We start from the raw sequence: 21964 nt of genomic DNA on the forward strand, positions 1-21964 counted from the left end.
GCCCGGATGAAGCGCAGCGTAATCCGGGAATCAGAGCATCATCATGTCGCCGGTCCCCGGATTTCGCTTCGCTTCATCCGGGCTACAAAAAGAATCGCGTCGCTCAGGCGGCGCGATTGTCCTACTTCTTCACCGACGCCAGGAACTTCGTCAGCATATCTGCTTCCTGCGCATGATAGCCGCTGTGGCGGTCGCGCAGGTCGGAAGGGGCGCTCCAGCCGGGCTCGATGCCCGTCATGTCGGGCAGCTCATGCGCGATGCCCTTGTGGCAATCGATGCAGGTGCGCTCACCCGTGACGAGATACTTGGCATGGATCGCCGCCGCACGCGGGGCCTGTTTGGTAAAATCCATGGCAATCGACGAATGACAGTTGCGGCATTCCAGCGAGTCATTCGCCTTCAGCCGCGCCCATTCATGCTTCGCCAGTTCCAGGCGCTTCTCCTGGAATTTTTCACGCGTGGCGATGGTGCCGAAAATCTTGCCCCAGACTTCCTTCGAGGCCTGCATCTTGCGGGCGATCTTGTCGGTCCAGTTATGCGGCACGTGGCAATCCGGGCAAGTGGCCCGCACGCCAGAACGATTGGCGTAATGCGGTGTGCGCTGCAGCTCCTGATACACGTTGTCATGCATCTCATGGCAGCCGGTGCAGAATTTCTCGGTATTGGTCACCTCCAGCGCGGTGTTGAAACCGCCCCAGAAGATCACACCGCCGAGAAAGCCGCCGAGCGCCAGCACACCGAGGCTGATATGCGTGGCGGGTCGGCTGGCGATCTGCCAGAACCACTTCAGTTTCGCGAACAACCATTTCATGGCGCAGACCTGCCGGATGCCTTCATGTCGGTGAACGTGTTCGGAACAAGCGGACGCACATCGGTCTGCGTCACGTGGCAGGCCGTGCAGAAGTAACGCCGCGGCGTCACGTCGGCGAGCATCTGGCCATCGCGATCCATGAAATGGGTCACGCTGATCATCGGCGCGCCCGAGCTTTCGGTATATTCGCGGTTATGACATTCGAGACAACGATTGGTCTTGGTGGTGAGTTGATAGTTGTCGATGGAATGCGGGATCACCGGCGGCTGCTCCGGATAATTCCGCATCACCCGCTTGTCGTCGGTGATCGCGCGCGGCAGAGCAGGAGCGGGGATCTCCGACATCGGCTGGGCCGCGCCGGTGACGCGCGGCACGATCTGCACCGCGGACTGCGTCGATTGCGCGTAGATTGCGCCAGACACCAGCACCGTGCCGCCGGCAATGATGGCTGCGAGGAGGGTTTTCATGGCGCTTACACCGAAACGATCTTGACCGCGCATTTCTTGAAATCCGTCTGTTTGGAGATCGGGTCGGTGGCATCCAGCGTGACCTTGTTGATCAGCTGGCTGGCATCGAACCACGGCACGAACACGACACCGCGCGGGGGCCGGTTACGCCCATTGGTGTCGATGCGCGTGCGGATTTCGCCGCGTCGCGATGCGAGGCGAATTTCTGCGCCCTGGTTCAGGCCACGCGCACGGGCGTCCTCGGGATGCATGAAGCAGCGCGCGCCGGGGAAAGCCTTGTAGAGTTCGGGCACCCGCATGGTCATCGAGCCGGAATGCCAGTGTTCCAGAACACGACCGGTCACCAGCCACAGATCGAACTCGGCGTCCGGCGATTCAGCGGCGGGCTCGTAAGGCACCGCGAGAATGCGGGCGCGACCATCCTTGTTGCCGTAGAATTCGACCTTCTTGCCCGGCTTCACATAGGGATCGAGACCTTCACGATAGCGCCACTTGGTCTCCTTGCCATCCACCACGGGCCAGCGCATGCCGCGCACCTGATGCAGCATGTCCCACGGCGCGAGGTCGTGACCGTGACCACGGCCAAAGGCCGCATATTCCTCGAACAGGCCTTTCTGGACGTAGAAGCCGAAATCCTTGGATTCGTGATTGTTGTAGTCCGCCGGGATTTCGCTGACGGGGAATTTGTCGGACGTGCCGTTACGGAACAGCACCTCGAACAGCGTCTTGTTCTTGAAGGCCGGATTGGCATCGAGCAAAGCCGCCGGCCATACTTCCTCAGTGGTGAAGCGCTTCGAGAATTCCATCAGCTGCCAGAGGTCGGAGCGCGCCAGGCCCGGTGGATCAACGAGTTGACGCCATACATGGGTGCGCCGCTCGGCATTGCCGTAAGCGCCTTCTTTCTCGACCCACATGGCGGCAGGCAGCACGCAGTCAGCCGACATCGCCGTCACCGTCGGATAGGCATCCGACACGACGATGAAATTCGCGGGGTTGCGATAGCCGGGATAGGTCTCGTTCGAGCTGTTGGGCGCCGCCTGAACATTGTTGTTCACCTGCACCCAATAGAAGTTGATCTTGCCATCCTTGAGCATGCGATCCTGCTCGACAGCGTGATAGCCGATCTTGTCGGGCAGCAGGCCGTGCGGCACACGCCAGAGTTCTTCAGTATGCTTGCGATGCTCGGGATTGGTCACGACCATGTCGGCGGGCAGGCGATGTGCGAAAGTGCCGACCTCACGCGCGGTGCCGCAAGCCGAGGGCTGGCCGGTCAGCGAGAACGGCGAATTGCCGGGCTCGGAGATTTTTCCGGTCAGAAGATGGATGTTGTAGATGAGCTGGTTGACCCAGACGCCACGGACATGCTGGTTCACACCCATGGTCCAAAGCGACATTACCTTGCGCTTGGGATCGGCATAGAGCTCGGCGAGTTCGAGCAGGTAGTTCTGATCGACACCAGAGAGCTTCGACACCTTCTCGAGCGTGTAGTCCTTCACGAATTCCTTGAAGGCGGCAAAGTCGATCGGCGTGGTGGCGCCGGCCGTGGCCGCACCTTTCGCCTTCTGCTCCAGCGGATGCTCCGGGCGCAGCCCGTAGCCGATATCCGTGGTGCCCTTCACAAAGGTCGTGTGGGCATTGACGAACTCCATGTTCACGCGGTTCGTCGAGATGATGTGGTTGGCAATGAAGTTCAGGATCGCCAGATCGGTGCTCGGCTTGAACACCATCGGGATGTCGGCGAGATCCGAGCTGCGATGGGTGAAGGTCGAGAGCACCGCGACCTTCACATGCGGATGGTTCAGGCGGCGATCGGTGAGGCGCGTCCACAGAATCGGATGCATCTCGGCCATGTTCGAGCCCCACAGCACGAAGGCGTCGGCGGCTTCGAAATCGTCATAACAGCCCATCGGTTCATCCATGCCGAAGGTGCGCATGAAACCGACGGCCGCCGAGGCCATGCAATGCCGTGCATTGGGGTCGAGATTGTTGGTACGGAAGCCTGCACGCATCAGTTTTGATGCGGCATAGCCCTCGAGCACGGTCCACTGGCCGGAGCCGAACATGGCGAGCGCGTTCGGTCCCTTCGCTTTCAGCGTCGCCTTGGCATGCGTCGCCATGGTGTCGAAGGCTTCATCCCAGCTCACTGGTGTGAGGTCGCCACTCTTGTCGTAGACGCCATTCTTCTTGCGGAGCAGGGGCGTTGTCAGGCGGTCGGCGCCGTACATGATCTTGGAGAGAAAGTAGCCTTTGATGCAGTTGAGGCCACGGTTCACTTCCGCGAGCGTATCGCCATGGGTGGCGACCACCTTGTTGTCCTTGACGCCGACCATGACACCGCAGCCAGTACCGCAGAAACGGCAAGGGCCTTCGACCATTTGATCGACAATGGATTGACGCTGCCAGCGATCGACTGCGCGACCGCAGGCACGCTGATGCCGGCCGCGGCCGCTGCGACTGCTGCTGCCTGTGCCTTGAGAAGATCACGTCGCGAGAGAGTCATGTTAGTTGTCCTGATCGAGACGTTGTTCGAAAACCATGTTGGCGGACAGCACGCCCGGCCATGACGAGATCTCGGCGAGCATCGCGCCGAGCGCACCGCTGCCGGGGCCTTCGAGCACCGCGACGAGCTTGTGCTCCGAGCGATGGTGAATCTCGACGCCGGGCAGGCCCAGCAATCGCGCGGACACGGCTTCGATGTGCACTGGGAGCACTGAGACGACCGCGCTCGAAATGTGGTCGTGGTCTTGCGAAGACGCGTCAGCGCTCGCGCCCGTGAACAGGGCGCGTCGGGTCATTTTGTTGGTCATGTGCGTGTCCTATTGAACCGAAGGCGGACCTGGCGGGCCGAAGATCATTTGAAAGATCCAGACAGAAAATCCGTAGCCGCCAACAATGCCGACAGCGACGACGGGCCAGATGAAAACAATGATTGTGAGAAAGACGAGCAACTCCGACAGGCGGCTGTTGCGCGTGGGTGCCTGATCAGGCGGAGAAATGTTCTGGTCCATCACCATATGCTCCCCCTTCGGTTAACGGCCATATGCCTAGAGAAGAGGCGAGAGAGTCGCCCTGAGCGTGTGCAACATGCCCGATGTGGCAGCGACGTTCTTTGCGCTAAGTCAATCAACAAACTCAAAGGAGGATTTATTCGATATCTTAGTTCTGATTGCGACGTGCGCGTGCAGAACCGCAGCTACCTGTCGTTGATGACAATTTTATTCGATTGCGAGGGCTGCATGACGACGCTACGTCTTGCGGAGAACCGACGATGGATCGCGGCAACGGAAAGACATTCGCGGAGGCGCCGCTTTTTTTTGGCCTCAACGAGGGCGCGCGTGCGCGCATCGTCGAAGCCGGCAAGCGATTGACGCTCGATACGAGTTTCGCGCTATGGCAGCAGGGCGATGCGCCCGACATTGTCGCTTTCGTCCTCGACGGCCAACTCAAGGAAGCGGTGATCGATGCCGAAGGCGGCCAAAAGACATTGCGCTTCATGCGCCGTGGCGACTGCATCGGCTGCTCGTCCGTCTACGGCGATTTTCCCTATCCGGCGACGGCCACCGCCACGATGACGACCGAACTGATGTACTGGTCGGGCGAACGCTTTACCAACCTGATGCATGCGCATTCGCAGCTCGCCATCAATGTCCTCGGCATCGTCGGCCGCCGCAGTGCGCGGCTGCTGCGGCGCCTGCACGAGGCGACCAGCGAGAATGCCGATCGCCGCCTGGCGCGGATCATCCTTCGTCTCGCCAATGTCGCTGATATCCGCATGAGCGAAACGCCGGTCGAATTGACCATCTCGCGCCAGGAACTGGCCGAGCTCAGCGACACCACGCTGTTCACCGTGAGCCGGACCGTCTCGGCGTGGCACCGGCTGCAGATCGTCAAGGCCGGCCGTGGACGACTGGTCATCACCGATCTCGGCCGGCTCGCCGGTCTTGCCGGGGCCGCCATCATGGAATGCGCGCAAGACGCATAGCGGGATCCGACCGTTGCTTGCGGCGCGCTTGCCACAATTTTCTGCGATATTTGCAAGTCGTTGATATCGCGATGGCAGAATTAGGCAGCGTTTTGAGGTCGAGTGACAAAGTTGAAGCAGACTCGCAGCAAGTTCGCCGTCATGGTCGCGGCAATGTGCATGACATCGGCCGCCGCGGCCGGCACGGATCTCCTGACCGCGCCGCCCGACCTCACCGGTTTCGCGCAGCAAGGCCTTGATAAAGTGACGGAGATGCTCGACCGCGAAGTCGGGCAGGGTCACCTCGCCGGCGCCATCATGCTGATCCAGCACCGCGGCAAGCCCGTCTATTATCAGGGCTTTGGCGTCCGCGATCCCGCCACCATGGCGCCGATGACACGGGATACAATCTTCCGGCTGTATTCGATGAGCAAACCGGTCACGTCAGTGGCCGCCATGGTACTGGTCGAGCAGGGCAAGTTGAAGCTCGATGATCCCGTGTCGCATTACATTCCGGCCTACGCCAATCTGCGCGTCGCGACCGAGAAGACCGGCGCCAACGGGCAAAAATATCTCGATTTTTCGCCGGCCTTGAAGCCGATCACGGTGCTCGATCTGATGCGCCAGTCATCCGGGATCAGCTCGGCTTTCACCAATCTTGGTCTGATTACGGACCTTTATCTGAAGGCCGGGCTGTTCGATGGCGATTTCGACAATCGCGAATTTGCCGATCGTCTGGCCAAACTGCCGCTCGCTTACCAGCCGGCAACCGTCTGGGATTACGGCCATTCAACCGACGTGCTCGGACGCGTCATCGAGGTCGCGTCCGGCATGTCGCTCTATCAGTTCGAAAAACAATACATTTTCGATCCGCTCGGAATGCCCGATACGAGCTACTACGTCGCCGATCCCGCCAAGGCGTCGCGCATCGCCCAGCCTCTGCCGACTGACCGTATCATCGGCAACGAGACCATCAGCGACCCGACCATCCCGCGCAAATGGGAATCCGGAGGAGGCGGTCTTGTTGCCACGACGGGCGACTATGCGCGCTTCCTGCAGATGCTGCTCAACGGCGGCGAGATCGATGGCAAGCGCATACTTCAGCCAGAGACCGTCGCGCTGATGCGCAAGAACGAAGTCGCGCCGGCAACCGATGTGAAGCCCTGGGCCTACTATTATCCCGGCGCAGGTTTCGGCTACGGCCTTGGCTTCGGCGTCCGCACCGGTCCAGGAGAAGACGGCGTGCCGGGCTTCATCGGTGAAATGGCCTGGGGAGGCGCTGCCGGGACATATTTCTGGACCTATCCGGACCAGGACATGGTGATGATCCTGATGGTCCAGACACCGACCCAGCGCGGCCGCATCCAGCCGATCCTGAAGACGCTCGTCTATGATGCGATCAAGAAGAACTGACATCGCCCGTTGACGGCACAGCGCCATGTACAGGCGAGCCTTGCTCGATCTGTTTCGTTCCCAATTAGGACCTGAACGCTGAATGGCATCGATAATGTCGGGCTGCTGACTGTCCACCGAAAGAACGAGCAAGCCGACCGTCTGCTGGCTGGTTTCAGCAGCAGCGGGGTCCAGTGGAGTGGATATCGGACGACATGCAAGGCGGGGCTGGCTCAAGGGCTTGTCCCAAGCCCAATATCCAATATTCGCATAAGGTATATTATGGAATATATTATCCTTCAGCGATATGAGCGGCTTAGCCGAAACCGCTCATAGATCTGGCGTCAATCGCTGCTCGCTTCATGGATATTTGGGCAGCAATCCATGCGCGGCAAAGCCACCGTCCACGTTCAGCACGTGCCCCGTGACGAAGCTCGACTTGCTGTCGTCCAGCAGGAACATCGCGGCGCCCGCGACTTCGGCCGGCTCGGCATAGCGCCGTTGCGGCACGACTTGCATCCAGGCCTCACGGGTCTCAGTCGTGTGCATCTCCTGGACCATGGGCGTCTCGAACGGCCCGGGCGCGATGGCGTTGACGCGGATCTTCAGCGGCGCCAGTTCGGCGGCCATCACCTGGGTCAGCGTGATGACGCCACCCTTGGACGCGCCATAGGCCGAGCGCTCGATATTGCCACGGATGCCAGACACGGACGCCACATTGACGATGGCGCCGCCGCCATGGGCCTTCATCATGCGGGCGGCTTCCTTGGCCACGGCAAAGGTACCGACCAGATTGATGTCCAGGATCTCCCGGAACAGCTTTACCGAGGTCTCGAAGAACGGCACCTGACGGCCGATTCCGGCCGAATTCACGAGGCCACGGACCGGGCCGAAACCGTTTTCGCAGTCCTTGAGGCCGGCGATCACGGCGTCTTCGTTGGCGACATCCATGACCACCGTTCGGGTCGCACCGGGCTTGATGGCATCGACCTGGGCCTTGGCGGCATCAAGAGCAGGCTGGGTGAGGTCGGCGAGGAGGACCTTCCACCCCTCACCCACGGCCGCCCTGGCGATCGCCAGTCCGATTCCCGATGCTCCGCCGGTGATAATGACGACGCCACGATCGCTATTCATGCGCATTTCCTCAGAAGTTCTGCGTCAGCCTTGCGGCTGCACAGCATCGTTGTTGCAGCACTGCTTTCCACCAAAGATCGCTGGAAGTCGAGGCTGTGGCTGTGTGTCAGCCTTTGGTCTGAGCCGAAAAGGCTTGACCGGGCAGCTGCGACATGATGACCAAACAACAAGGTCTTCGACATCACAAATGCAAATGAAGACACGGCAGGGAGAAACAAAATGACGATTTCACGCCGCACTCTGTTGAAGGCATCGGCCGCCGCGACGGCCATGGGTGGCATCGGCATGCCGCTGGTCGCACGCGCCCAGCAAGCCGAATTTGTCTACAAATACGCAAACAATCTGCCGGATACCCATCCGCTGAACGTCCGCGCCCGCGAGATGTCGGCAGCGATCAAGATGGAGACCGGCGGCAAGGTCGATCTGCAGGTGTTTCCGAACAACCAGCTCGGCTCCGACACGGACATGCTGAGCCAGATCCGCTCGGGCGGCGTCGAGTTCTTCACGCTGTCGGGCCTGATCCTGGCCACGCTGGTACCGGCGGCGTCCATCAACGGCATCGGCTTCGCCTTCCCGGATTACAAGACCGTTTGGCAGGCGATGGACGGCGATCTCGGGGCCTATGTGCGCGGCGAGATCAACAAGGCCAATCTCGTGGTCATGGATAAGATCTGGGACAACGGCTTCCGCCAGACCACCTCGTCCACGCGGCCGATCAGAGGCCCGCAAGATTTGAAGGGCTTCAAGATCCGCGTGCCGGTGTCGCCGCTGTGGACCTCCATGTACAAGGCGTTCGACAGTGCGCCGGCCTCGATCAATTTCAGCGAGGTCTATTCGGCGCTGCAGACCAAGGTCGTCGAGGGCCAGGAGAATCCGCTGGCGCTGATCTCCACGGCGAAACTCTATGAAGTGCAACAGTACTGCTCGATGACCAATCACATGTGGGACGGCTTCTGGTTCCTCGCAAATCGCCGCGCCTGGGAACGCCTGCCCGCCAATCTGCGCGAGATCGTTGCCCGGAACATCAACGCCGCGGCAGTCAAGGAACGCGAGGACACCGCGAATCTGAATGCCAGTGTGCAGAAAGAATTGGCTGCCAAAGGCCTGCAGTTCAATGAGCCCGACGTCGCGCCATTCCGCGAAAAACTGCGCTCGGCCGGCTTCTATGCGGAATGGAAGGGCAAATATGGCGACCAGGCCTGGTCGCTGCTTGAAAAGTCCGTCGGCAAACTGGCCTAAAGCACCGTCATGGCCCATGCCGAACTCGCACAGCCGCCGGGCGGGATGACACCCGATGTCACCCGTCCGAAGGGATGGCTGACATCGCTGGAGCGAATCCTCGGCACCCTGGTGGAAATCCCGGTGGCGATCCTGGTCGTCGCCGAGATCGCCATTCTGTTTGCCGGCGTGGTGGCCCGCTATGGCCTCCACCGGCCGCTGGTGTGGTCGGACGAACTGGCGTCGATCCTGTTCCTGTGGCTGGCGATGCTGGGTTCGGTCGTCGCGTTCCGGCGCGGCGAGCATATGCGCATGACGGCGCTGGTCGCGACCGCCGGCCCGCGCATGTGGGCCTTTCTCGATGTGGTGGCGACCTGCGCCGCGCTGGCTTTCCTGCTGATGGTCGTCGCGCCGTCCTACGAATACGCTTACGAGGAAAGCTACATCACGACGCCGGCCTTGCAGATCGCAAACAGCTTTCGGGCTGCGGCCCTGCCGGTCGGCATCTCGCTGATGATCGTGTTCGCCTTCCTGCGCCTGCTCCGCCATGGCCAGCCGAAGACCGTGCTGATGGCGCTGGGCACCGTCGTCGCCATCATGGGCGTGTTCTGGCTCGCCGAACCGTTCCTGCGTACCCTCGGCAATCTCAACCTGATCATCTTCTTCGTCGGTGTGGTGGCGCTCTGCGTCTTTGCAGGCGTGCCGATTGCCTTTGGATTCGGCCTCGCGATCTTCGGCTATATGGCGCTGACCACGCGGACCCCGATCATGGTGCTGATCGGCCGCATGGACGAGGGCATGAGCCACCTGATCCTGCTGTCGGTGCCGCTGTTCGTGTTTCTCGGCCTCTTGATCGAGATGACCGGCATGGCCCGCGCCATGGTGGCGTTCCTGGCCAGCCTGCTCGGCCATGTCCGCGGCGGCCTGCATTACGTGCTGATCGGCGCCATGTATCTCGTCTCCGGCATTTCCGGCTCCAAGGCCGCCGACATGGCCGCCGTGGCGCCGGTTCTGTTCCCGGAAATGAAGAAGCGCGGCGCCAAGCCGGGCGATCTCGTCGCCCTGCTCTCGGCCACCGGCGCGCAGACCGAAACCATCCCGCCAAGCCTGGTGCTGATCACCATCGGCTCGGTCACCGGCGTCTCCATCGCCGCGCTGTTCACCGGTGGACTGCTGCCCGGCGTCGTGCTGGCGATCACGCTGGGCATGCTGGTCTGGTGGCGTTATCGCGGCGAGGACCTCAGCCATGTGAAGCGGGCGACCGGCTCCGAGATCGGCAAGGCCTTCATCATCTCGCTGCCGGCCATCGCACTGCCATTCGTGATCCGCGCCGCCGTCGTCGAGGGCATCGCCACCGCCACCGAGGTCTCCACCATCGGCATCGTCTATGCCGTGCTGGCGGGCCTCCTGATCTATCGCCAGTTCGACTGGTCACGGTTGCAGAAGATGCTGGTGGACACCGCTTGCCTGTCCGGCGCCATCCTGCTGATCATCGGGACCGCCACCGGCATGGCCTGGGGCCTGACCCAGTCCGGCTTCTCGCGCTCGCTGGCAGCCGCCATGACCGGCCTGCCCGGAGGCGCTGCGACCTTCATCGCGGTCTCCATCGTGGCCTTCATCATCCTCGGCAGCGTGCTCGAGGGCATTCCGGCCATCGTGCTGTTCGGGCCCCTGCTGTTCCCGATCGCCCGGCTGGTCGGTGTGCACGAGGTTCACTATGCGATGATCGTGATCCTGGCGATGGGTATCGGGCTCTTCGCACCGCCCTTCGGTGTAGGCTACTATGCCGCCTGCGCGATCGGACGGGTCGATCCAGCAGAAGGCATAAAGCCGATCCTCGGCTATCTGCTCGCTCTGCTGGCCGGCCTCATCATCGTCGCGATCTTCCCCTGGATCTCGATTGGATTCCTGTAATCCAATTAAAATTCAGACAGTTATGGTCGTCTACCGATCTAACTTTGGAAGAACGTTCCGCCGCTAATCTGCTAGGTGAGATATTTCCAACATCTCACTGAAATACATAAAAGAGTGCAAAATGATACCGGATCAAGGCGCCTATAGCATCGGACTTGACCAGAACGCCGCCAACTTCGTGGCGCTGTCGCCGATCAGCTTCCTCACCCGCAGCGCGGCCGTCTATCCGAACCATCTCAGCACGATCTATGAGGACCGCCGCTTCACCTGGTCCCAGACCCAGGAGCGCTGCCGGCGCTTCGCCTCGTTCCTGACCGCCCGCGGCATCGGACGTGGCGACACGGTCGCGACCATGCTGCCGAATGTGCCGGCGATGAACGAGGCGCATTTCGCAATTCCGGTGGCCGGCGCTGTCATTCATGCCATCAACATTCGGCTCGACGCCGCGGCCATCGCTTTCCAGCTCGACCATGGCGCCGCAAAGATCCTGCTGGTCGATCCGGAATTCGCCGCCGTGATCACCGAGGCGCTGGGCCTGATGAGCGGGCCGAAGCCGTTGATCGTCGATGTCGACGACCTCGCCTTCTCTACCCCTCAGAAGATCGGGGAACTGGAATATGAAGCCGCGCTGGCCGAGGGCAGCCCGGACTTCACCTCCGCCTTCCCGCTCGACGAATGGGATGCCATCGCGCTGGGCTACACCTCGGGCACCACCGGCAATCCCAAGGGGGTCGTCACCCATCACCGCGGCGCCTATCTCAATGCCATCGGCAATGTGATGGCGACCGATCTCGGCCGGCATCCCGCTTATCTCTGGACCCTGCCGATGTTCCACTGCAACGGCTGGTGCCTGCCCTGGGCCGTGGCCGCCACGGCCGGCATCAATGTCTGCCTGCGCAAGGTCGAGCCGACCAAGATCTTTGCGCTGATGCGCGAACACGGCGTCACCCACATGTCGGGCGCGCCGATCGTCTACAACACGCTGATCAACGCCCCGGACGCCCCGGCCTATGCCGGCGGCCCGATCATCCGCGGCTCCATCGCCGGCGCGCCACCGCCCATGGCCGTGCTGGCCGGCGCCGAGCGGATCGGCATCAAGCTAACCCATGTCTACGGCCTCACCGAAACCTACGGCCCCGCCTCGGTCTGCGAGGAGCAGCCCGGCTGGGACGCCCTCCCCGCCGACGAACGCGCCCGGATGAAGCGGCGCCAGGGCGTCGCCTATCCGTCGCAGGAGGGGCTGACCGTGATGGATCCCGAGACCATGCAGCCGGTGCCCGCCGATGGCGAGACCATCGGTGAGATCATGTTCCGCGGCAATATCGTGATGAAGGGCTATCTCAAGAACGAGAAGGCCACGCAGGAAGCCTTTGCCGGCGGCTGGTATCACACCGGCGATCTCGGCGTGATGGACGCGCAGGGCTATGTGACCATCAAGGACCGCTCCAAGGACATCATCATTTCCGGCGGCGAGAACGTCTCGTCGGTGGAGGTGGAAGACGTCCTCTACAAGCACCCCGCGGTGCTGTTCTCCTCGGTGGTCGCGAAGCCCGATCCCAAATGGGGCGAGGTGCCCTGTGCCTTTGTCGAGCTGAAGCCGAACGCAACGGCGACGGAGGCCGAGATCATCGCCTTCTGCCGCGACCAGCTGCCGGGCTTCAAGACCCCGAAGGCCGTCGTGTTCGGGGCGATCCCGAAGACCTCAACGGGCAAGATCCAGAAATTCATGCTGCGGGATCGGGTCAAATCGACGGGCTCGTTCGAGAGCTGAATCCCATCAGTCGTCATTGCGAGGAGCGTCAGCGACGAAGCAATCCAGAGCCGGATGAATGAACACTGGATTGCTTCGCCCAAACGAATTGCAAAGGCAATTCGTCAGGGCTCGCAATGACGGTTGTCAGGCCGGCGATCTATTCAATCACCAGCCGCATCCCGTCATAACCGGGAACCACGCCCTCCGGCACTGCCGCGCGCACCGCCTCATAGTCGAGGTCTGCATGCATGTTGGTGATGACCGCCCGCTTCGGCTTGAAGCGCTCGATCCATGACAGTGCGTCGCTGAGGCTGAAATGGCTGGAATGCTGGGCATAGCGCAGGCCGTCGATGATCCAGAGATCGAGGCCTTCCAGTGCCGGCCAACTCTCTTGCGGGATGTCGTGCAGGTCCGGCGAATAGGCGGTCTTGTCGATGCGATAGCCGAGCGCGGGGATGTTGCCATGCTGGACCAGGAACGGCGTCAGCGTGAGATCGCCGCCCTTCCCCGTAATGGTGCGGCTCTCGCCGGCCTCGATGTCGAGGCGGTCGAGGATCGGCGGATAATCGCTGCCGGGGGTGACTGGAAGCAGTAGCCGAAGCGCATCATGATATCGGTCGCCGTGGACGCGTTCATATAGACCGGGATGCGCTTGCGGCGCTTCAGCACCACCGAGCGCAGATCGTCCATGCCATGGGTCTGATCGGCATGTTCGTGGGTCAGGAACACCGCATCGATGTCGTCCACATCGGCATCGATCAGCTGCTCGCGCAGGTCCGGCGAGGTGTCGATGATCACGCGGGTGATGCCATTCGGCCCGATGCGCTCCGCCATCATGGAACAGCGGCGGCGGCGGTTTTTCGGATTGGCGGGATCGCAGGCGCCCCATCCCAGCGCCGGGCGCGGCACCCCCGCGGATGATCCCGAACCGAGAATGGTGAGCGCCAGGGTCATGCGGCGATGCTTTCCGTAGGTACCTTGCCGAACAGGCGGAAGAAGTTGTCCGTGGTCTGCTTCGCCAGTTCTTCGTAGGTGACGCCGCGCGTTTCGGCGAGAACCTTGGCGGTCTCCACCACATAGGACGGCTCGTTGCGCTTGCCGCGCCATTTGCCTGGCGCCAGATACGGTGCATCGGTCTCGACCATGATGCGGTCGGCCGGCAGTTCGGCGGCAAGGTCGCGCAGCTCCTGCGACTTCTTGAAGGTGATGATCCCTGTGAAGGAGATCGACAGGCCCATGTCGATGGCCTTCATCGCCAGCTCGCGGCCGCCGGTGTAGCAATGCAGCACGGCCTTGAAGGCGCCCTTGGCCATCTCGTCTTCGAGAATGGCGCCGCAGTGCTCATCGGCTTCACGGGTGTGGATCACCAGCGGCAGGCCGGTCGCGCGAGCTGCCGCGATATGGGCGCGAAAGCCCCGCTCCTGCGCGGCGCTGGAGCCGTGTTCGTAGAAGTTATCGAGGCCGGCTTCGCCGAGCGCAATCACCTTCGGATGTTTCGTGAGTTCGATCAGCTCGTCCGCGGAAATGCCGTCTTCCTCGTCGGCATTGTGCGGATGGGTTCCCACCGAGCAATAGACATTGGGAAAACGTTCGGCGATGGCCAGCAGCGCCGGCAGGCGACGCACGCGGGTCGAGATCGTCACCAGTCTTCCGACGCCCGCGGCTTCGGCGCGGGCGACGATGCCGTCGAGGTCTTCGGCGAAATCCGGGAAGTCGAGATGGCAGTGACTATCGACCAGCATTGCCAAAATCTCAGCTCGCTGCCGGCGGCTCGACATAGCGCGGGAACACGCCGGTCGGGGTCGGAAGCTGCGTGCCCGGCTTGATGCGGGTCGCGATCGCTGCGAAGTCACGCGCGTCTGCCGGGATACCGAGGACGTCGAGCAGCTTGGCGCACGACGCCGGCATCACAGGCTGTGCGAGGATGGCGACCTGACGCACGATTTCCGCCGTGGTGTAAAGCACCGTGGCCTGCTTCTTCGGATCGGTCTTGGCCAGCGCCCACGGCGCCTCCCCCGCAAAATAACGGTTGGCTTCGGCGACCACAGCCCAGATCGCATCTAGCGCCTTGTTGATCTGCTGCTTCGACATGGCGGCGCGTGCCGCTTCGAGCATGCCATCGGCCTGCGCCAGGATCGCCTTGTCGTTGTCGCTGAAATCGCCGGGCTCGGGCAGCACGCCGCCATATTGCTTGCCGATCATCGACAGCGAGCGCTGGGCGAGGTTGCCGAGGTCGTTGGCGAGGTCGGCATTGGTGCGGTTGACGATGGCGTCGTGGCTATAGCTACCATCCTGCCCGAACGACACCTCGCGCAGGAAGAAGTAGCGCATCTGATCGACGCCATACTGCTCGGCCATGCCGGAGGGATCGACGACATTGCCCGCCGACTTCGACATCTTCTCACCGCTGTTGTTGAGAAGGAAACCGTGGCTGAAGACGCGCTGCGGCACCTCGATGCCGGCCGCCATCAGGAAGGCCGGCCAATACACCGCATGGAAGCGCACGATGTCCTTGCCGATGACATGCAGGTTCGCCGGCCACAGCCGCTTGAAGTCCTCGCCGTCGATATCGGGATAGCCGGCGGCGGTGATGTAGTTGGTGAGCGCGTCGATCCAGACATACATCACATGGCCGGGCGCGTTGGGCACCTTGATGCCCCAGTCGAATGTGGTGCGCGAGATCGAGAGATCCTTCAAGCCACCTTTGACGAAGCTCGCGACTTCGTTGAGTCGTTCACGCGGCAGCACGAAATCCGGCACGCGGGCATAGAGGTCGAGCAGCTTGTCCGCATAGGCGGACAAGCGGAAGAAGTAGGTCTCCTCCTCGGTCCACTCCACCGGCGAGCCCAGCGGCTCACGGCGCACGCCATCGGGGCCTACCGTGGTTTCCGCCTCGTCGAAATAAGCTTCCTGGCGCACCGAGTACCAGCCGGCATATTTGTCGGTATAGATCGCGCCAGCCTTCTCCAGTTCGACCCACAAGGCCTGCACCGAGCGCTCGTGGCGCTTCTCGGTGGTGCGGATGTAGTCGTCATAGGAGATGTTGAGCGCGGCCATCATCTCGCGGAAGCGCGCGGAGTTGCGGGTGGCCAGCTCGAGCGGCGTGATCCCTTCCTTGACGGCGGTCTGCTGCATCTTCAGACCGTGCTCGTCGGTGCCGGTCAGGAAGCGGACGTCATAGCCGTCGAGGCGCTGGAAGCGCGCGATCGCATCTGTCGCCATGCAGGTATAGGCGTGACCGATATGCGGCACACCGTTCGGATAGAAGATCGGCGTGGTGAGGAAATAGCTCGGTCGGGTGGTTGCGTTCGCCATCGGCGCGAAAGCCTTTCAAATGATCGATCTTGCCGCGTTAGTTTGGCTTAGCGCGTCGCGTCTGCGAGCAGGCCAAACACCGAGAAAACCAGCGGTTTTCGCTCGAGATTGTAGGATTCGGTCTCGCGCGCGGCTTTGTTGATCTTTTCCCATACCTCCGCAAGGCGTGCAAGGCGGGGCAGATCGGCGTTCAGGCTGGCGGGATCGGCGCGCAGGCGCTCACCGATCCAGCGATCGACGCTATCGACGAAAGCACCGAGCGCCACACGGTCGCTGGTCCCCAGCGCATCGCCCAGCGCATGCAACTCGCGGGGGTCCACATGCGGGAGCGTGTTGAGCAGCGAGGCGGTCCGCTGGTGCAGCTTCAGCGCGCCGCCGCCGAGCAGATTGATGGCCCGTGCCACGCTGCCCTCGGAGGCGTCGGCAACCTCGCGGAGCGCGGGATCACCTTCCTCGCCTTCCGTGGCCAGCGCGACAGCGGAGAGCACGTCATCGGTGGAGAGCGCCCGCAGCGGCAGCTTGCGGCAGCGCGACTGGATGGTCGGCAGCACGCGCGCCTGGGCGTGGGTGATCAGCAGGAACAGCGAGCGCTGCGGCGGCTCTTCCAGCACCTTCAGCAGCGCATTAGCAGCATTGGTGTTGAGCTCATCCACGGTATCGACGATGCAGACGCGCCAGCCATCGACCGCAGCCGTGGAGCCGAAGAAGCCGACCGTTTCGCGCACGTCGTCCACGGTGATGACAGTGCGCATGACGCCTTTGTCATTGGCGGTGCGCCGGATCGACAGCAGCCCGCCATGAGATTCCGAGGCGACCTGGCGGCTGACCGGATGCGCGGCGTCGAGATCGAGCGTCTCGGCGGATTGCACCTGCACCGATGCGGGATCGCGATGCGCCAGCACGAAGCGCGCCATGCGATAGGCCAGCGTCGCCTTGCCGATGCCCTGCGGCCCCGAGATCAGCCAGGCATGTGGAATGCGGCCGCCGCGATAGGCATTGAGCAGCGTCTGTTCGCCCTCGTGATGGCCGAACAATGCGGCGGTCTCGCGCGGATGCGGGACGGCGATATCGGGCTCGTTCTTGCTCATGCCGGCGCCGTCTGGTTGTTCTCGACCAGCGGATCGAGACGCTTCAGCACGGCGAGCCACACGGCTGACGCCACCGACTTCACATCGCGGCTCGCATCGATGACGACGCAGCGATCGGGATCGTCTGCCGCGATCTGCCGGAAGGCATCGCGCAGGCCCTGATGAAAATCGACCCCTTCGGACTCGAACCGGTCCGGCGCGTCATTGCCACGCCGTGCCATGGCGCGGGCCATCCCGATCTCGACGGGCAGATCGAGCATCACCGTGAGGTCCGGCTTCAACCGGCCGATGGTGACACGCTCCATCGCGTTCATCAACTCGGGCGAGACATTGCCGAGCCGGCCCTGGTAGGCGCGCGTCGAATCCGAGAAGCGATCGCACAGCACCCAGATGCCCTGCTCCAACGCCGGCGCGATCACCGAATGCACGTGGTCATCGCGCGCGGCCGCGAATAGCAGCGTCTCGGCTTCGGGCCCGAACATCTTGCCGACGCCGGACAGTACCACATGGCGGATGATCTCAGCGCCCGGCGAGCCACCGGGTTCGCGCGTGACGATCACGCGCGTGCCTGCGGTGTCCAGGCGATCCGCGAGCAGACGGATCTGCGTTGACTTGCCGGCGCCCTCGCCGCCTTCGAAACTGATAAAGCGTCCGCGTGGCGGCGACATGGATGTGTCTGCCATGTCTAGAGTTTCTCGACGCCGGCGCGGAACAGGCCGATCATGAGTTCACTGGCGCCGTCCATGGCACGCTGCACGGTGGTGCCGTTGCCGATGGCATCGACGGCATAGAGCGGCGTCTCGACGGCGACCTGCGCGCCGCGCCAGACCTTGACCGCCCCGATCGGCTGACCCGGCTTCACCGGCGCATGCACCGGGCCTTTGTAGACCACGCGCGCGATCAGCTTGTCGGTGCCGTTCTTCTGCACCATCACCTTGACCGGCTCCTTGCTGGCCAGCGCGACGGAACGGTTTTCACCGCCGAACACCTTCGCATAGCCCACCGTCTGGTCAGCGGCGAACAGCGTGCGCACCTCGAAATTCTTGAAGCCCCATTCGAGCAGCTTCTTGGCCGCCGCCGCGCGATCATCGGAATCCTCGAGACCGTTCACTACCACGATCAGGCGCGTATCGTTCTGCACGGCCGAGCCGACCATGCCGTAGCCGCCTTCCTTGGTGAAACCGGTCTTGAACCCGTCCGCACCTTCCAGCGTGGCGAGCAATGGATTGCGGTTCTGCTGGCGGATCTTGTTCCAGGTGAATTCGCGCTCGCCGAAGATCTTGTAGAAATCCGGATAGGTGCGGATGATGTGACGCGCGAGCACGCCGAGTTCGCGCACCGTCATCCGGTTGCCGGGATCCGGAAGGCCGCTGGAATTGGCGAAGGTGGATTTCGGCATGCCGAGCGCGCGCGCACGCTTGGTCATGCGCTCGGCGAATGCAGCTTCGTTGCCCTCCATGGCCTCCGCGAGAACCATGCAGCTGTCATTGCCGCTCTGGATGATGGCGCCCCGCAGCAGATCGGCCACCGGCACGCGGCTGTTGATCGCCGCGAACATGGTCGAGGCACCGGCAGGTGCCCCGCCCTTGCGCCAGGAATTTTCGCTGACGCGATATTCGTCGGTCAGCTTGATGTCGCCGCGGGTCAGTGCGTCGAACGCGACCTCCACGGTCATCAATTTCATCATGCTGGAGGGCGCGCGCAACTCGTCGGCGTTCTTCTCGAACAGTACGGCGCCGGACGAGGCCTCGATCAGAATCGCCGTCGGCGCATCGGTGTCATAGCCACCGTCCTCGACCGCCTTCTTGGCGCCCTGCACGCTCTGGTTTGCGGCCTGCACCGTGGATGGCAGCACGAGCGCCACAGCGACGACAGCCGCCAGCAGCGAACGCCAGCGCGCCGGGCGCGGCCGCGAGAGATGTGCAGTGAAAAAGCCTGATGTCATGCCGTGTCCCGAATGGTCAGGTCTTAACAGCATCGCGGCACCCGGACAACGCAAGCCGGTCACCGGACCGGCCGCGTGACGGTGTTGCTAGATCAAATATGGGTCAGTACAGGCCGCGGCCCGACAGGATCGCCGCAGCTCCGCGGGCATCGACGGTGCCCTCAGCGCGCCCGGCCGGTTCGGCGGATGCGGTGTAGTCGGCATTGCCTTCATAGGACACCGCACGGCGATTCTCCGCGGGATAGCCGGCAGAAGCCGAACGGTGCCGGCTGGACGACGACATTTCAGAGGTCTGGCGATCCGCGGACGTATTGCCCAGCGAGTAAGGCCGGCCTTCCGGCATCGGGATGTCACGCGAGACGACCCGGCCGCCCTGCATGTCCGGCACGAAAGAGCGCGCCGATGCCACGCGGACCAGCGATGGCGACGGCGCAGGTTCGCCGGTGCGCAGGGTTGCGACCAGCTGGCGGTCGTCGGAGCCTTCCAGCGAAGCGCGACCGACATACTCGACGCGCACGCGGGCAACACCGTTGTTCTTGAAATCGAGAAGTTCGGCAGCCTTGTTGGAGACGTCGATCAGGCGGTTGCCGTGATAAGGGCCGCGATCGTTGACGCGCACGATCAGCGACTTGCCGTTGTACATATTGGTGACGCGCGCATAGCTCGGGATCGGCAGCGTCGGATGCGCCGCCGTGAGCGAGGTCATGTCGAACACTTCACCATTGGCGGTGCGGCGGCCGTGAAACGCGTCGCCATACCAGGACGCCATGCCCTCGGCGCGATAATTGGCATTCTCTTCGGGAACATAGGTCTTGCCGGCGATCATGTAGGGCTTGCCGACTCGATAGGTGCCGCCACCTTTGGGAACCGGCTCTCCGGCCCCGACCACGCGCGGGCTGCTGGACACGCCATATTTGGGATCGACACGGCTGAAGCTGGTGGTCTGGGACGTGCAATTGGCCAGCGCCAAACAAGCGCCCATGGCCGCCGCTGCACTCGCAGCGCGGCCGAGCCGGTGTGACCGAAGAATCCCCATACGCCCCAATACCATGCCGGCGACCGTCTGCCCATCTTGGGGCAGCCCCGTGGCCGCAAAATCCGATGCGCCCACTTCCGCATCGCGTGGTGAATATATCGTAGCCCAATCAGGGCGAAAATGGGGTGAGCCGGGTTATGGTAAACGGAACACTGACAGAGGCGAGCCGTGCCATCCCAAAATCGATTCCACATGCGAATGACGGCGGGATCAGATTATACCGCGCGTTGTGCGGTAGATATTTACGAGCGCTTCATCTCAGCCACCTAGCGTCGCCGCATGATGACATTGATCAAACGCTTCATTGCCGACGAGTCGGGCGCCACCGCCATCGAATACGGGCTGATCGCTGCGGGCATCGCGCTTGCGATCATCGCCGTGGTCAACGGCACCGGCAGCAATCTCAAGGGCAAGTTCACATCGATCAACACGTCGCTCAAGTAAGCGACGTCGCCGAGCGAAAACTGGTGATCAGCCGATGAGACGCCCGCTCCGCTCCTCGCGGCGGATATACGGCCCCCACAACACATCCTGCCGCCACAGATAGATCTGCACGCCAAGGCAGATGAAGCCGGCCAGGATCGCCAGCAGCAATATGGTCTCAATCATGTGTGCCCCCGAATGGTCTTTGGGAGCGATGTACCGAATGAGATTTAAAATCGCGGCGCGAAAATGCCTCACATTTCCACGCGGCCGCTAACCGGGGTTAACGGCCCTCGCTTGCATCGAGAGAGACTGCAGCGACTAGCGCGGCGGCAGGAACGTTGCGGCATTGATCACGGCGACGGCCGCAAAGGTCATCATCCATAACGGCCACACCGGTGCATCGGCCGGATTGTTGAACCGCCGGTGAACGCCAAAATTACGCGCCATGGGTTGCTCCTTCGTCCAGATCGAGATCGACTCAAAGCTCGCATTTCAACGTGGTGAAAATGCGCCTCGGCGCAGACCATAGCTTGTCATACAGCGACAACCGGCCGCAAAGCGGATCCATCTACCGATGCACGCGCAAAGCCCGTTGCAGTAAGGTTGAAAGCTTAGGTTAAATCCGTCGTTGCGTTGACCGGCATCGGCGCCCTGCTCAACTGCCGGAATGATCGACGATGATGACGAGCATTATCAGCTCGACGCCCACGGCGTGCGCGTGCTGATCGGACTGTCGGCAGCGGAAACCGCTGAATTCATCCGGCTCGATTCGGCACTCGGCGATGTCCGCATGACGCCCATGGAGGACGGGCACACCTGGTCATGCATGGAAGATCGTCGCTGGCTGGAGCTGTTCGAGAAGCACGAGGCGGCCCGGCAACCGTTCCGAAATGCCAGCAGGACACGGCACTGAACACCGTGCAAAGAAAAACCGCGCCATCCCGAAGGATGACGCGGCCGGCCGTTCTGTTGCTAGGTGGACCAACCCCGAACGGTTACGCCGCGAGGCGCACTTCGTTCATGCTAACGTTATCGTTGGCATTTAGGTTTTTGACCCGATAACGGCGGTATCATGCCGAGCACAATTCGCGACTTCTTCGCAGCCATCGATCCTGTTTCGCCCCCGCCTAAGCAGCCCTGCGACCGACTTCCCTGAGAAAAGCCAGAAGCTGCTGAGGTGGAGGCGCCGGGTACTGCCCCCGGGTCTGCCTGCGGTCCATCGTGAGGTTCAGCGCCATCGTCTTGCGACAGGATGAATATAGGGGGGATGACGACGGAAATCTAGGTGGGCCCCGGGATGAGCCCGATGCACAGCCGCGCGCGCGGGAATTGGCGGAAGGGGTGGGATTCGAACCCACGGTACCCTTGCAGGCACGGCGGTTTTCAAGACCGCTGCCTTAAACCACTCGGCCACCCTTCCGTTGCCGACAGCGCTTAGCAAAGGGGGCTGCGCAGGGGAAGAGGAATACGTGCGCACGGTCGGTCGACTGGCCCCCCGCAGATT

At 62.5% G+C, this 21964-nt stretch carries 20 protein-coding genes, 1 tRNA gene, 1 other RNA gene and 2 pseudogenes; 7 read left to right on the forward strand and 17 right to left on the reverse strand.

The window, feature by feature from the left end; genetic code table 11:
• Nucleotides 1-121: 121 nt before the first annotated feature.
• The 5 genes and pseudogenes from RPMA_RS15050 to RPMA_RS15070 all read right to left on the reverse strand — a co-directional run bounded on the left by RPMA_RS15050 (nt 122) and on the right by RPMA_RS15070 (nt 4286).
• On the reverse strand, nt 122-811 hold the full coding sequence (locus RPMA_RS15050) for a NapC/NirT family cytochrome c (protein WP_211908207.1): 690 nt from the start codon (nt 809-811) through the stop codon (nt 122-124).
• Nucleotides 808-1311, reverse strand: a complete 504-nt coding sequence (locus tag RPMA_RS15055; RefSeq protein WP_211908209.1) for a nitrate reductase cytochrome c-type subunit — start codon at nt 1309-1311, stop codon at nt 808-810. The genes RPMA_RS15050 and RPMA_RS15055 overlap by 4 nt, the downstream gene beginning before the upstream one ends.
• Nucleotides 1284-3778: pseudogene (napA, locus tag RPMA_RS15060) on the reverse strand (periplasmic nitrate reductase subunit alpha). The gene RPMA_RS15055 and the pseudogene napA overlap by 28 nt, the downstream one beginning before the upstream one ends.
• Before the next feature lies 1 nt (nt 3779).
• Entirely contained in the window at nt 3780-4085 is a 306-nt protein-coding gene (locus RPMA_RS15065) for a chaperone NapD (protein WP_249225205.1), read from the reverse strand.
• Nucleotides 4086-4094: 9 nt separating this feature from the next.
• Nucleotides 4095-4286 carry a periplasmic nitrate reductase, NapE protein gene (locus RPMA_RS15070; protein ID WP_211908211.1) on the reverse strand — a complete coding sequence of 64 codons (192 nt, stop codon included), beginning with the start codon at nt 4284-4286 and terminating at the stop codon, nt 4095-4097.
• A gap of 260 nt (nt 4287-4546) precedes the next feature.
• On the opposite strand from RPMA_RS15070, the gene RPMA_RS15075 reads away from it, so the two are divergent.
• Both RPMA_RS15075 and RPMA_RS15080 read left to right on the forward strand, forming a co-directional pair.
• Nucleotides 4547-5260: a Crp/Fnr family transcriptional regulator gene (locus tag RPMA_RS15075; protein WP_211908213.1), complete on the forward strand. Its 714-nt coding sequence runs from the start codon at nt 4547-4549 to the stop codon at nt 5258-5260.
• Nucleotides 5261-5362: 102 nt separating this feature from the next.
• Nucleotides 5363-6652, forward strand: coding sequence for a serine hydrolase domain-containing protein (locus RPMA_RS15080; protein WP_249225207.1), 1290 nt, complete (start codon nt 5363-5365; stop codon nt 6650-6652).
• A gap of 339 nt (nt 6653-6991) precedes the next feature.
• Here RPMA_RS15080 and RPMA_RS15085 read toward each other — a convergent pair whose 3' ends face one another.
• Nucleotides 6992-7765, reverse strand: a complete 774-nt coding sequence (locus tag RPMA_RS15085) for an SDR family NAD(P)-dependent oxidoreductase (protein ID WP_211908215.1) — start codon at nt 7763-7765, stop codon at nt 6992-6994.
• A 219-nt stretch (nt 7766-7984) separates the two neighbouring features.
• Between RPMA_RS15085 and RPMA_RS15090 the strand changes: the two genes are divergently transcribed.
• The 3 genes from RPMA_RS15090 to RPMA_RS15100 all read left to right on the forward strand — a co-directional run bounded on the left by RPMA_RS15090 (nt 7985) and on the right by RPMA_RS15100 (nt 12668).
• The gene (locus RPMA_RS15090; RefSeq protein ID WP_211908217.1) at nt 7985-9004 is read left to right on the forward strand and encodes a TRAP transporter substrate-binding protein; all 1020 of its coding nucleotides are present in this window, start codon (nt 7985-7987) and stop codon (nt 9002-9004) included.
• A 9-nt stretch (nt 9005-9013) separates the two neighbouring features.
• Nucleotides 9014-10897: a TRAP transporter large permease gene (locus tag RPMA_RS15095; protein WP_211908219.1), complete on the forward strand. Its 1884-nt coding sequence runs from the start codon at nt 9014-9016 to the stop codon at nt 10895-10897.
• A gap of 121 nt (nt 10898-11018) precedes the next feature.
• Nucleotides 11019-12668, forward strand: a complete 1650-nt coding sequence (locus tag RPMA_RS15100; RefSeq protein ID WP_211908221.1) for an acyl-CoA synthetase — start codon at nt 11019-11021, stop codon at nt 12666-12668.
• A 139-nt stretch (nt 12669-12807) separates the two neighbouring features.
• On the opposite strand, the pseudogene RPMA_RS15105 reads toward RPMA_RS15100, so the two are convergent.
• The 7 genes and pseudogenes from RPMA_RS15105 to RPMA_RS15135 form a co-directional block, all read right to left on the reverse strand.
• Nucleotides 12808-13604 (reverse strand): annotated as a pseudogene (locus RPMA_RS15105) (MBL fold metallo-hydrolase).
• A complete protein-coding gene (locus RPMA_RS15110) occupies nt 13601-14392 on the reverse strand; it encodes a TatD family hydrolase (protein WP_211908223.1) in 792 nt (263 codons plus the stop codon). Before RPMA_RS15110 ends, RPMA_RS15105 begins: the two are co-directional and overlap by 4 nt.
• 10 nt (nt 14393-14402) lie before the next feature.
• Nucleotides 14403-15965, reverse strand: a complete 1563-nt coding sequence (metG, locus tag RPMA_RS15115) for a methionine--tRNA ligase (protein WP_211908225.1) — start codon at nt 15963-15965, stop codon at nt 14403-14405.
• Between the two features lie 47 nt (nt 15966-16012).
• Nucleotides 16013-17053, reverse strand: coding sequence for a DNA polymerase III subunit delta' (locus RPMA_RS15120; RefSeq protein WP_211908227.1), 1041 nt, complete (start codon nt 17051-17053; stop codon nt 16013-16015).
• Complete coding sequence (gene tmk, locus RPMA_RS15125) at nt 17050-17736, reverse strand: dTMP kinase (protein ID WP_211908229.1); 687 nt, start codon at nt 17734-17736, stop codon at nt 17050-17052. Before tmk ends, RPMA_RS15120 begins: the two co-directional genes overlap by 4 nt.
• A 2-nt stretch (nt 17737-17738) precedes the next feature.
• Nucleotides 17739-18998 (reverse strand): D-alanyl-D-alanine carboxypeptidase family protein, encoded by a 1260-nt coding sequence (locus RPMA_RS15130; protein WP_211908231.1) that lies wholly within the window; start codon nt 18996-18998, stop codon nt 17739-17741.
• Nucleotides 18999-19101: 103 nt separating this feature from the next.
• Nucleotides 19102-20034: a septal ring lytic transglycosylase RlpA family protein gene (locus tag RPMA_RS15135; protein ID WP_211908233.1), complete on the reverse strand. Its 933-nt coding sequence runs from the start codon at nt 20032-20034 to the stop codon at nt 19102-19104.
• A gap of 279 nt (nt 20035-20313) precedes the next feature.
• Here RPMA_RS15135 and RPMA_RS15140 point away from each other — a divergent pair, with 279 nt between their 5' ends.
• A complete protein-coding gene (locus RPMA_RS15140) occupies nt 20314-20478 on the forward strand; it encodes a Flp family type IVb pilin (RefSeq protein ID WP_211908235.1) in 165 nt (54 codons plus the stop codon).
• A 27-nt stretch (nt 20479-20505) separates the two neighbouring features.
• Here RPMA_RS15140 and RPMA_RS15145 read toward each other — a convergent pair whose 3' ends face one another.
• Together RPMA_RS15145 and RPMA_RS28260 are read right to left on the reverse strand one after the other, a co-directional pair.
• Nucleotides 20506-20643: a hypothetical protein gene (locus RPMA_RS15145; protein ID WP_211908237.1), complete on the reverse strand. Its 138-nt coding sequence runs from the start codon at nt 20641-20643 to the stop codon at nt 20506-20508.
• 135 nt (nt 20644-20778) lie between these two features.
• Complete coding sequence (locus RPMA_RS28260; RefSeq protein WP_256438167.1) at nt 20779-20907, reverse strand: hypothetical protein; 129 nt, start codon at nt 20905-20907, stop codon at nt 20779-20781.
• Nucleotides 20908-21127: 220 nt separating this feature from the next.
• On the opposite strand from RPMA_RS28260, the gene RPMA_RS15150 reads away from it, so the two are divergent.
• Complete coding sequence (locus RPMA_RS15150; protein WP_211908239.1) at nt 21128-21373, forward strand: hypothetical protein; 246 nt, start codon at nt 21128-21130, stop codon at nt 21371-21373.
• Nucleotides 21374-21414: 41 nt separating this feature from the next.
• Here RPMA_RS15150 and ssrA read toward each other — a convergent pair.
• Both ssrA and RPMA_RS15160 read right to left on the reverse strand, forming a co-directional pair.
• Nucleotides 21415-21748, reverse strand: a transfer-messenger RNA (tmRNA) gene (gene ssrA / locus RPMA_RS15155).
• A 42-nt stretch (nt 21749-21790) separates the two neighbouring features.
• A tRNA-Ser gene (locus tag RPMA_RS15160) sits at nt 21791-21880 on the reverse strand.
• Nucleotides 21881-21964 lie beyond the last annotated feature (84 nt).

Origin of the sequence: Tardiphaga alba, from assembly GCF_018279705.1 — a bacterium.
Taxonomy (GTDB): domain Bacteria; phylum Pseudomonadota; class Alphaproteobacteria; order Rhizobiales; family Xanthobacteraceae; genus Tardiphaga; species Tardiphaga alba.

Excerpts from the sequence above, each read along its gene's own strand:
- RPMA_RS15050 (WP_211908207.1), bottom strand. The coding sequence starts at position 811 with ATGAAATGGTTGTTCGCGAAACTGAAGTGGTTCTGGCAGATCGCCAGC.
- RPMA_RS15055 (WP_211908209.1), bottom strand. The coding sequence starts at position 1,311 with ATGCGCGGTCAAGATCGTTTCGGTGTAAGCGCCATGAAAACCCTCCTC.
- RPMA_RS15065 (WP_249225205.1), bottom strand. The coding sequence starts at position 4,085 with ATGACCAACAAAATGACCCGACGCGCCCTGTTCACGGGCGCGAGCGCT.
- RPMA_RS15070 (WP_211908211.1), bottom strand. The coding sequence starts at position 4,286 with ATGGACCAGAACATTTCTCCGCCTGATCAGGCACCCACGCGCAACAGC.
- RPMA_RS15075 (WP_211908213.1), top strand. The coding sequence starts at position 4,547 with ATGGATCGCGGCAACGGAAAGACATTCGCGGAGGCGCCGCTTTTTTTT.
- RPMA_RS15085 (WP_211908215.1), bottom strand. The coding sequence starts at position 7,765 with ATGAATAGCGATCGTGGCGTCGTCATTATCACCGGCGGAGCATCGGGA.
- RPMA_RS15090 (WP_211908217.1), top strand. The coding sequence starts at position 7,985 with ATGACGATTTCACGCCGCACTCTGTTGAAGGCATCGGCCGCCGCGACG.
- RPMA_RS15095 (WP_211908219.1), top strand. The coding sequence starts at position 9,014 with ATGGCCCATGCCGAACTCGCACAGCCGCCGGGCGGGATGACACCCGAT.
- RPMA_RS15100 (WP_211908221.1), top strand. The coding sequence starts at position 11,019 with ATGATACCGGATCAAGGCGCCTATAGCATCGGACTTGACCAGAACGCC.
- RPMA_RS15110 (WP_211908223.1), bottom strand. The coding sequence starts at position 14,392 with ATGCTGGTCGATAGTCACTGCCATCTCGACTTCCCGGATTTCGCCGAA.
- metG (WP_211908225.1), bottom strand. The coding sequence starts at position 15,965 with ATGGCGAACGCAACCACCCGACCGAGCTATTTCCTCACCACGCCGATC.
- RPMA_RS15120 (WP_211908227.1), bottom strand. The coding sequence starts at position 17,053 with ATGAGCAAGAACGAGCCCGATATCGCCGTCCCGCATCCGCGCGAGACC.
- tmk (WP_211908229.1), bottom strand. The coding sequence starts at position 17,736 with ATGGCAGACACATCCATGTCGCCGCCACGCGGACGCTTTATCAGTTTC.
- RPMA_RS15130 (WP_211908231.1), bottom strand. The coding sequence starts at position 18,998 with ATGACATCAGGCTTTTTCACTGCACATCTCTCGCGGCCGCGCCCGGCG.
- RPMA_RS15135 (WP_211908233.1), bottom strand. The coding sequence starts at position 20,034 with ATGGGGATTCTTCGGTCACACCGGCTCGGCCGCGCTGCGAGTGCAGCG.
- RPMA_RS15140 (WP_211908235.1), top strand. The coding sequence starts at position 20,314 with ATGATGACATTGATCAAACGCTTCATTGCCGACGAGTCGGGCGCCACC.
- RPMA_RS15145 (WP_211908237.1), bottom strand. The coding sequence starts at position 20,643 with ATGATTGAGACCATATTGCTGCTGGCGATCCTGGCCGGCTTCATCTGC.
- RPMA_RS28260 (WP_256438167.1), bottom strand. The coding sequence starts at position 20,907 with ATGGCGCGTAATTTTGGCGTTCACCGGCGGTTCAACAATCCGGCCGAT.
- RPMA_RS15150 (WP_211908239.1), top strand. The coding sequence starts at position 21,128 with ATGATCGACGATGATGACGAGCATTATCAGCTCGACGCCCACGGCGTG.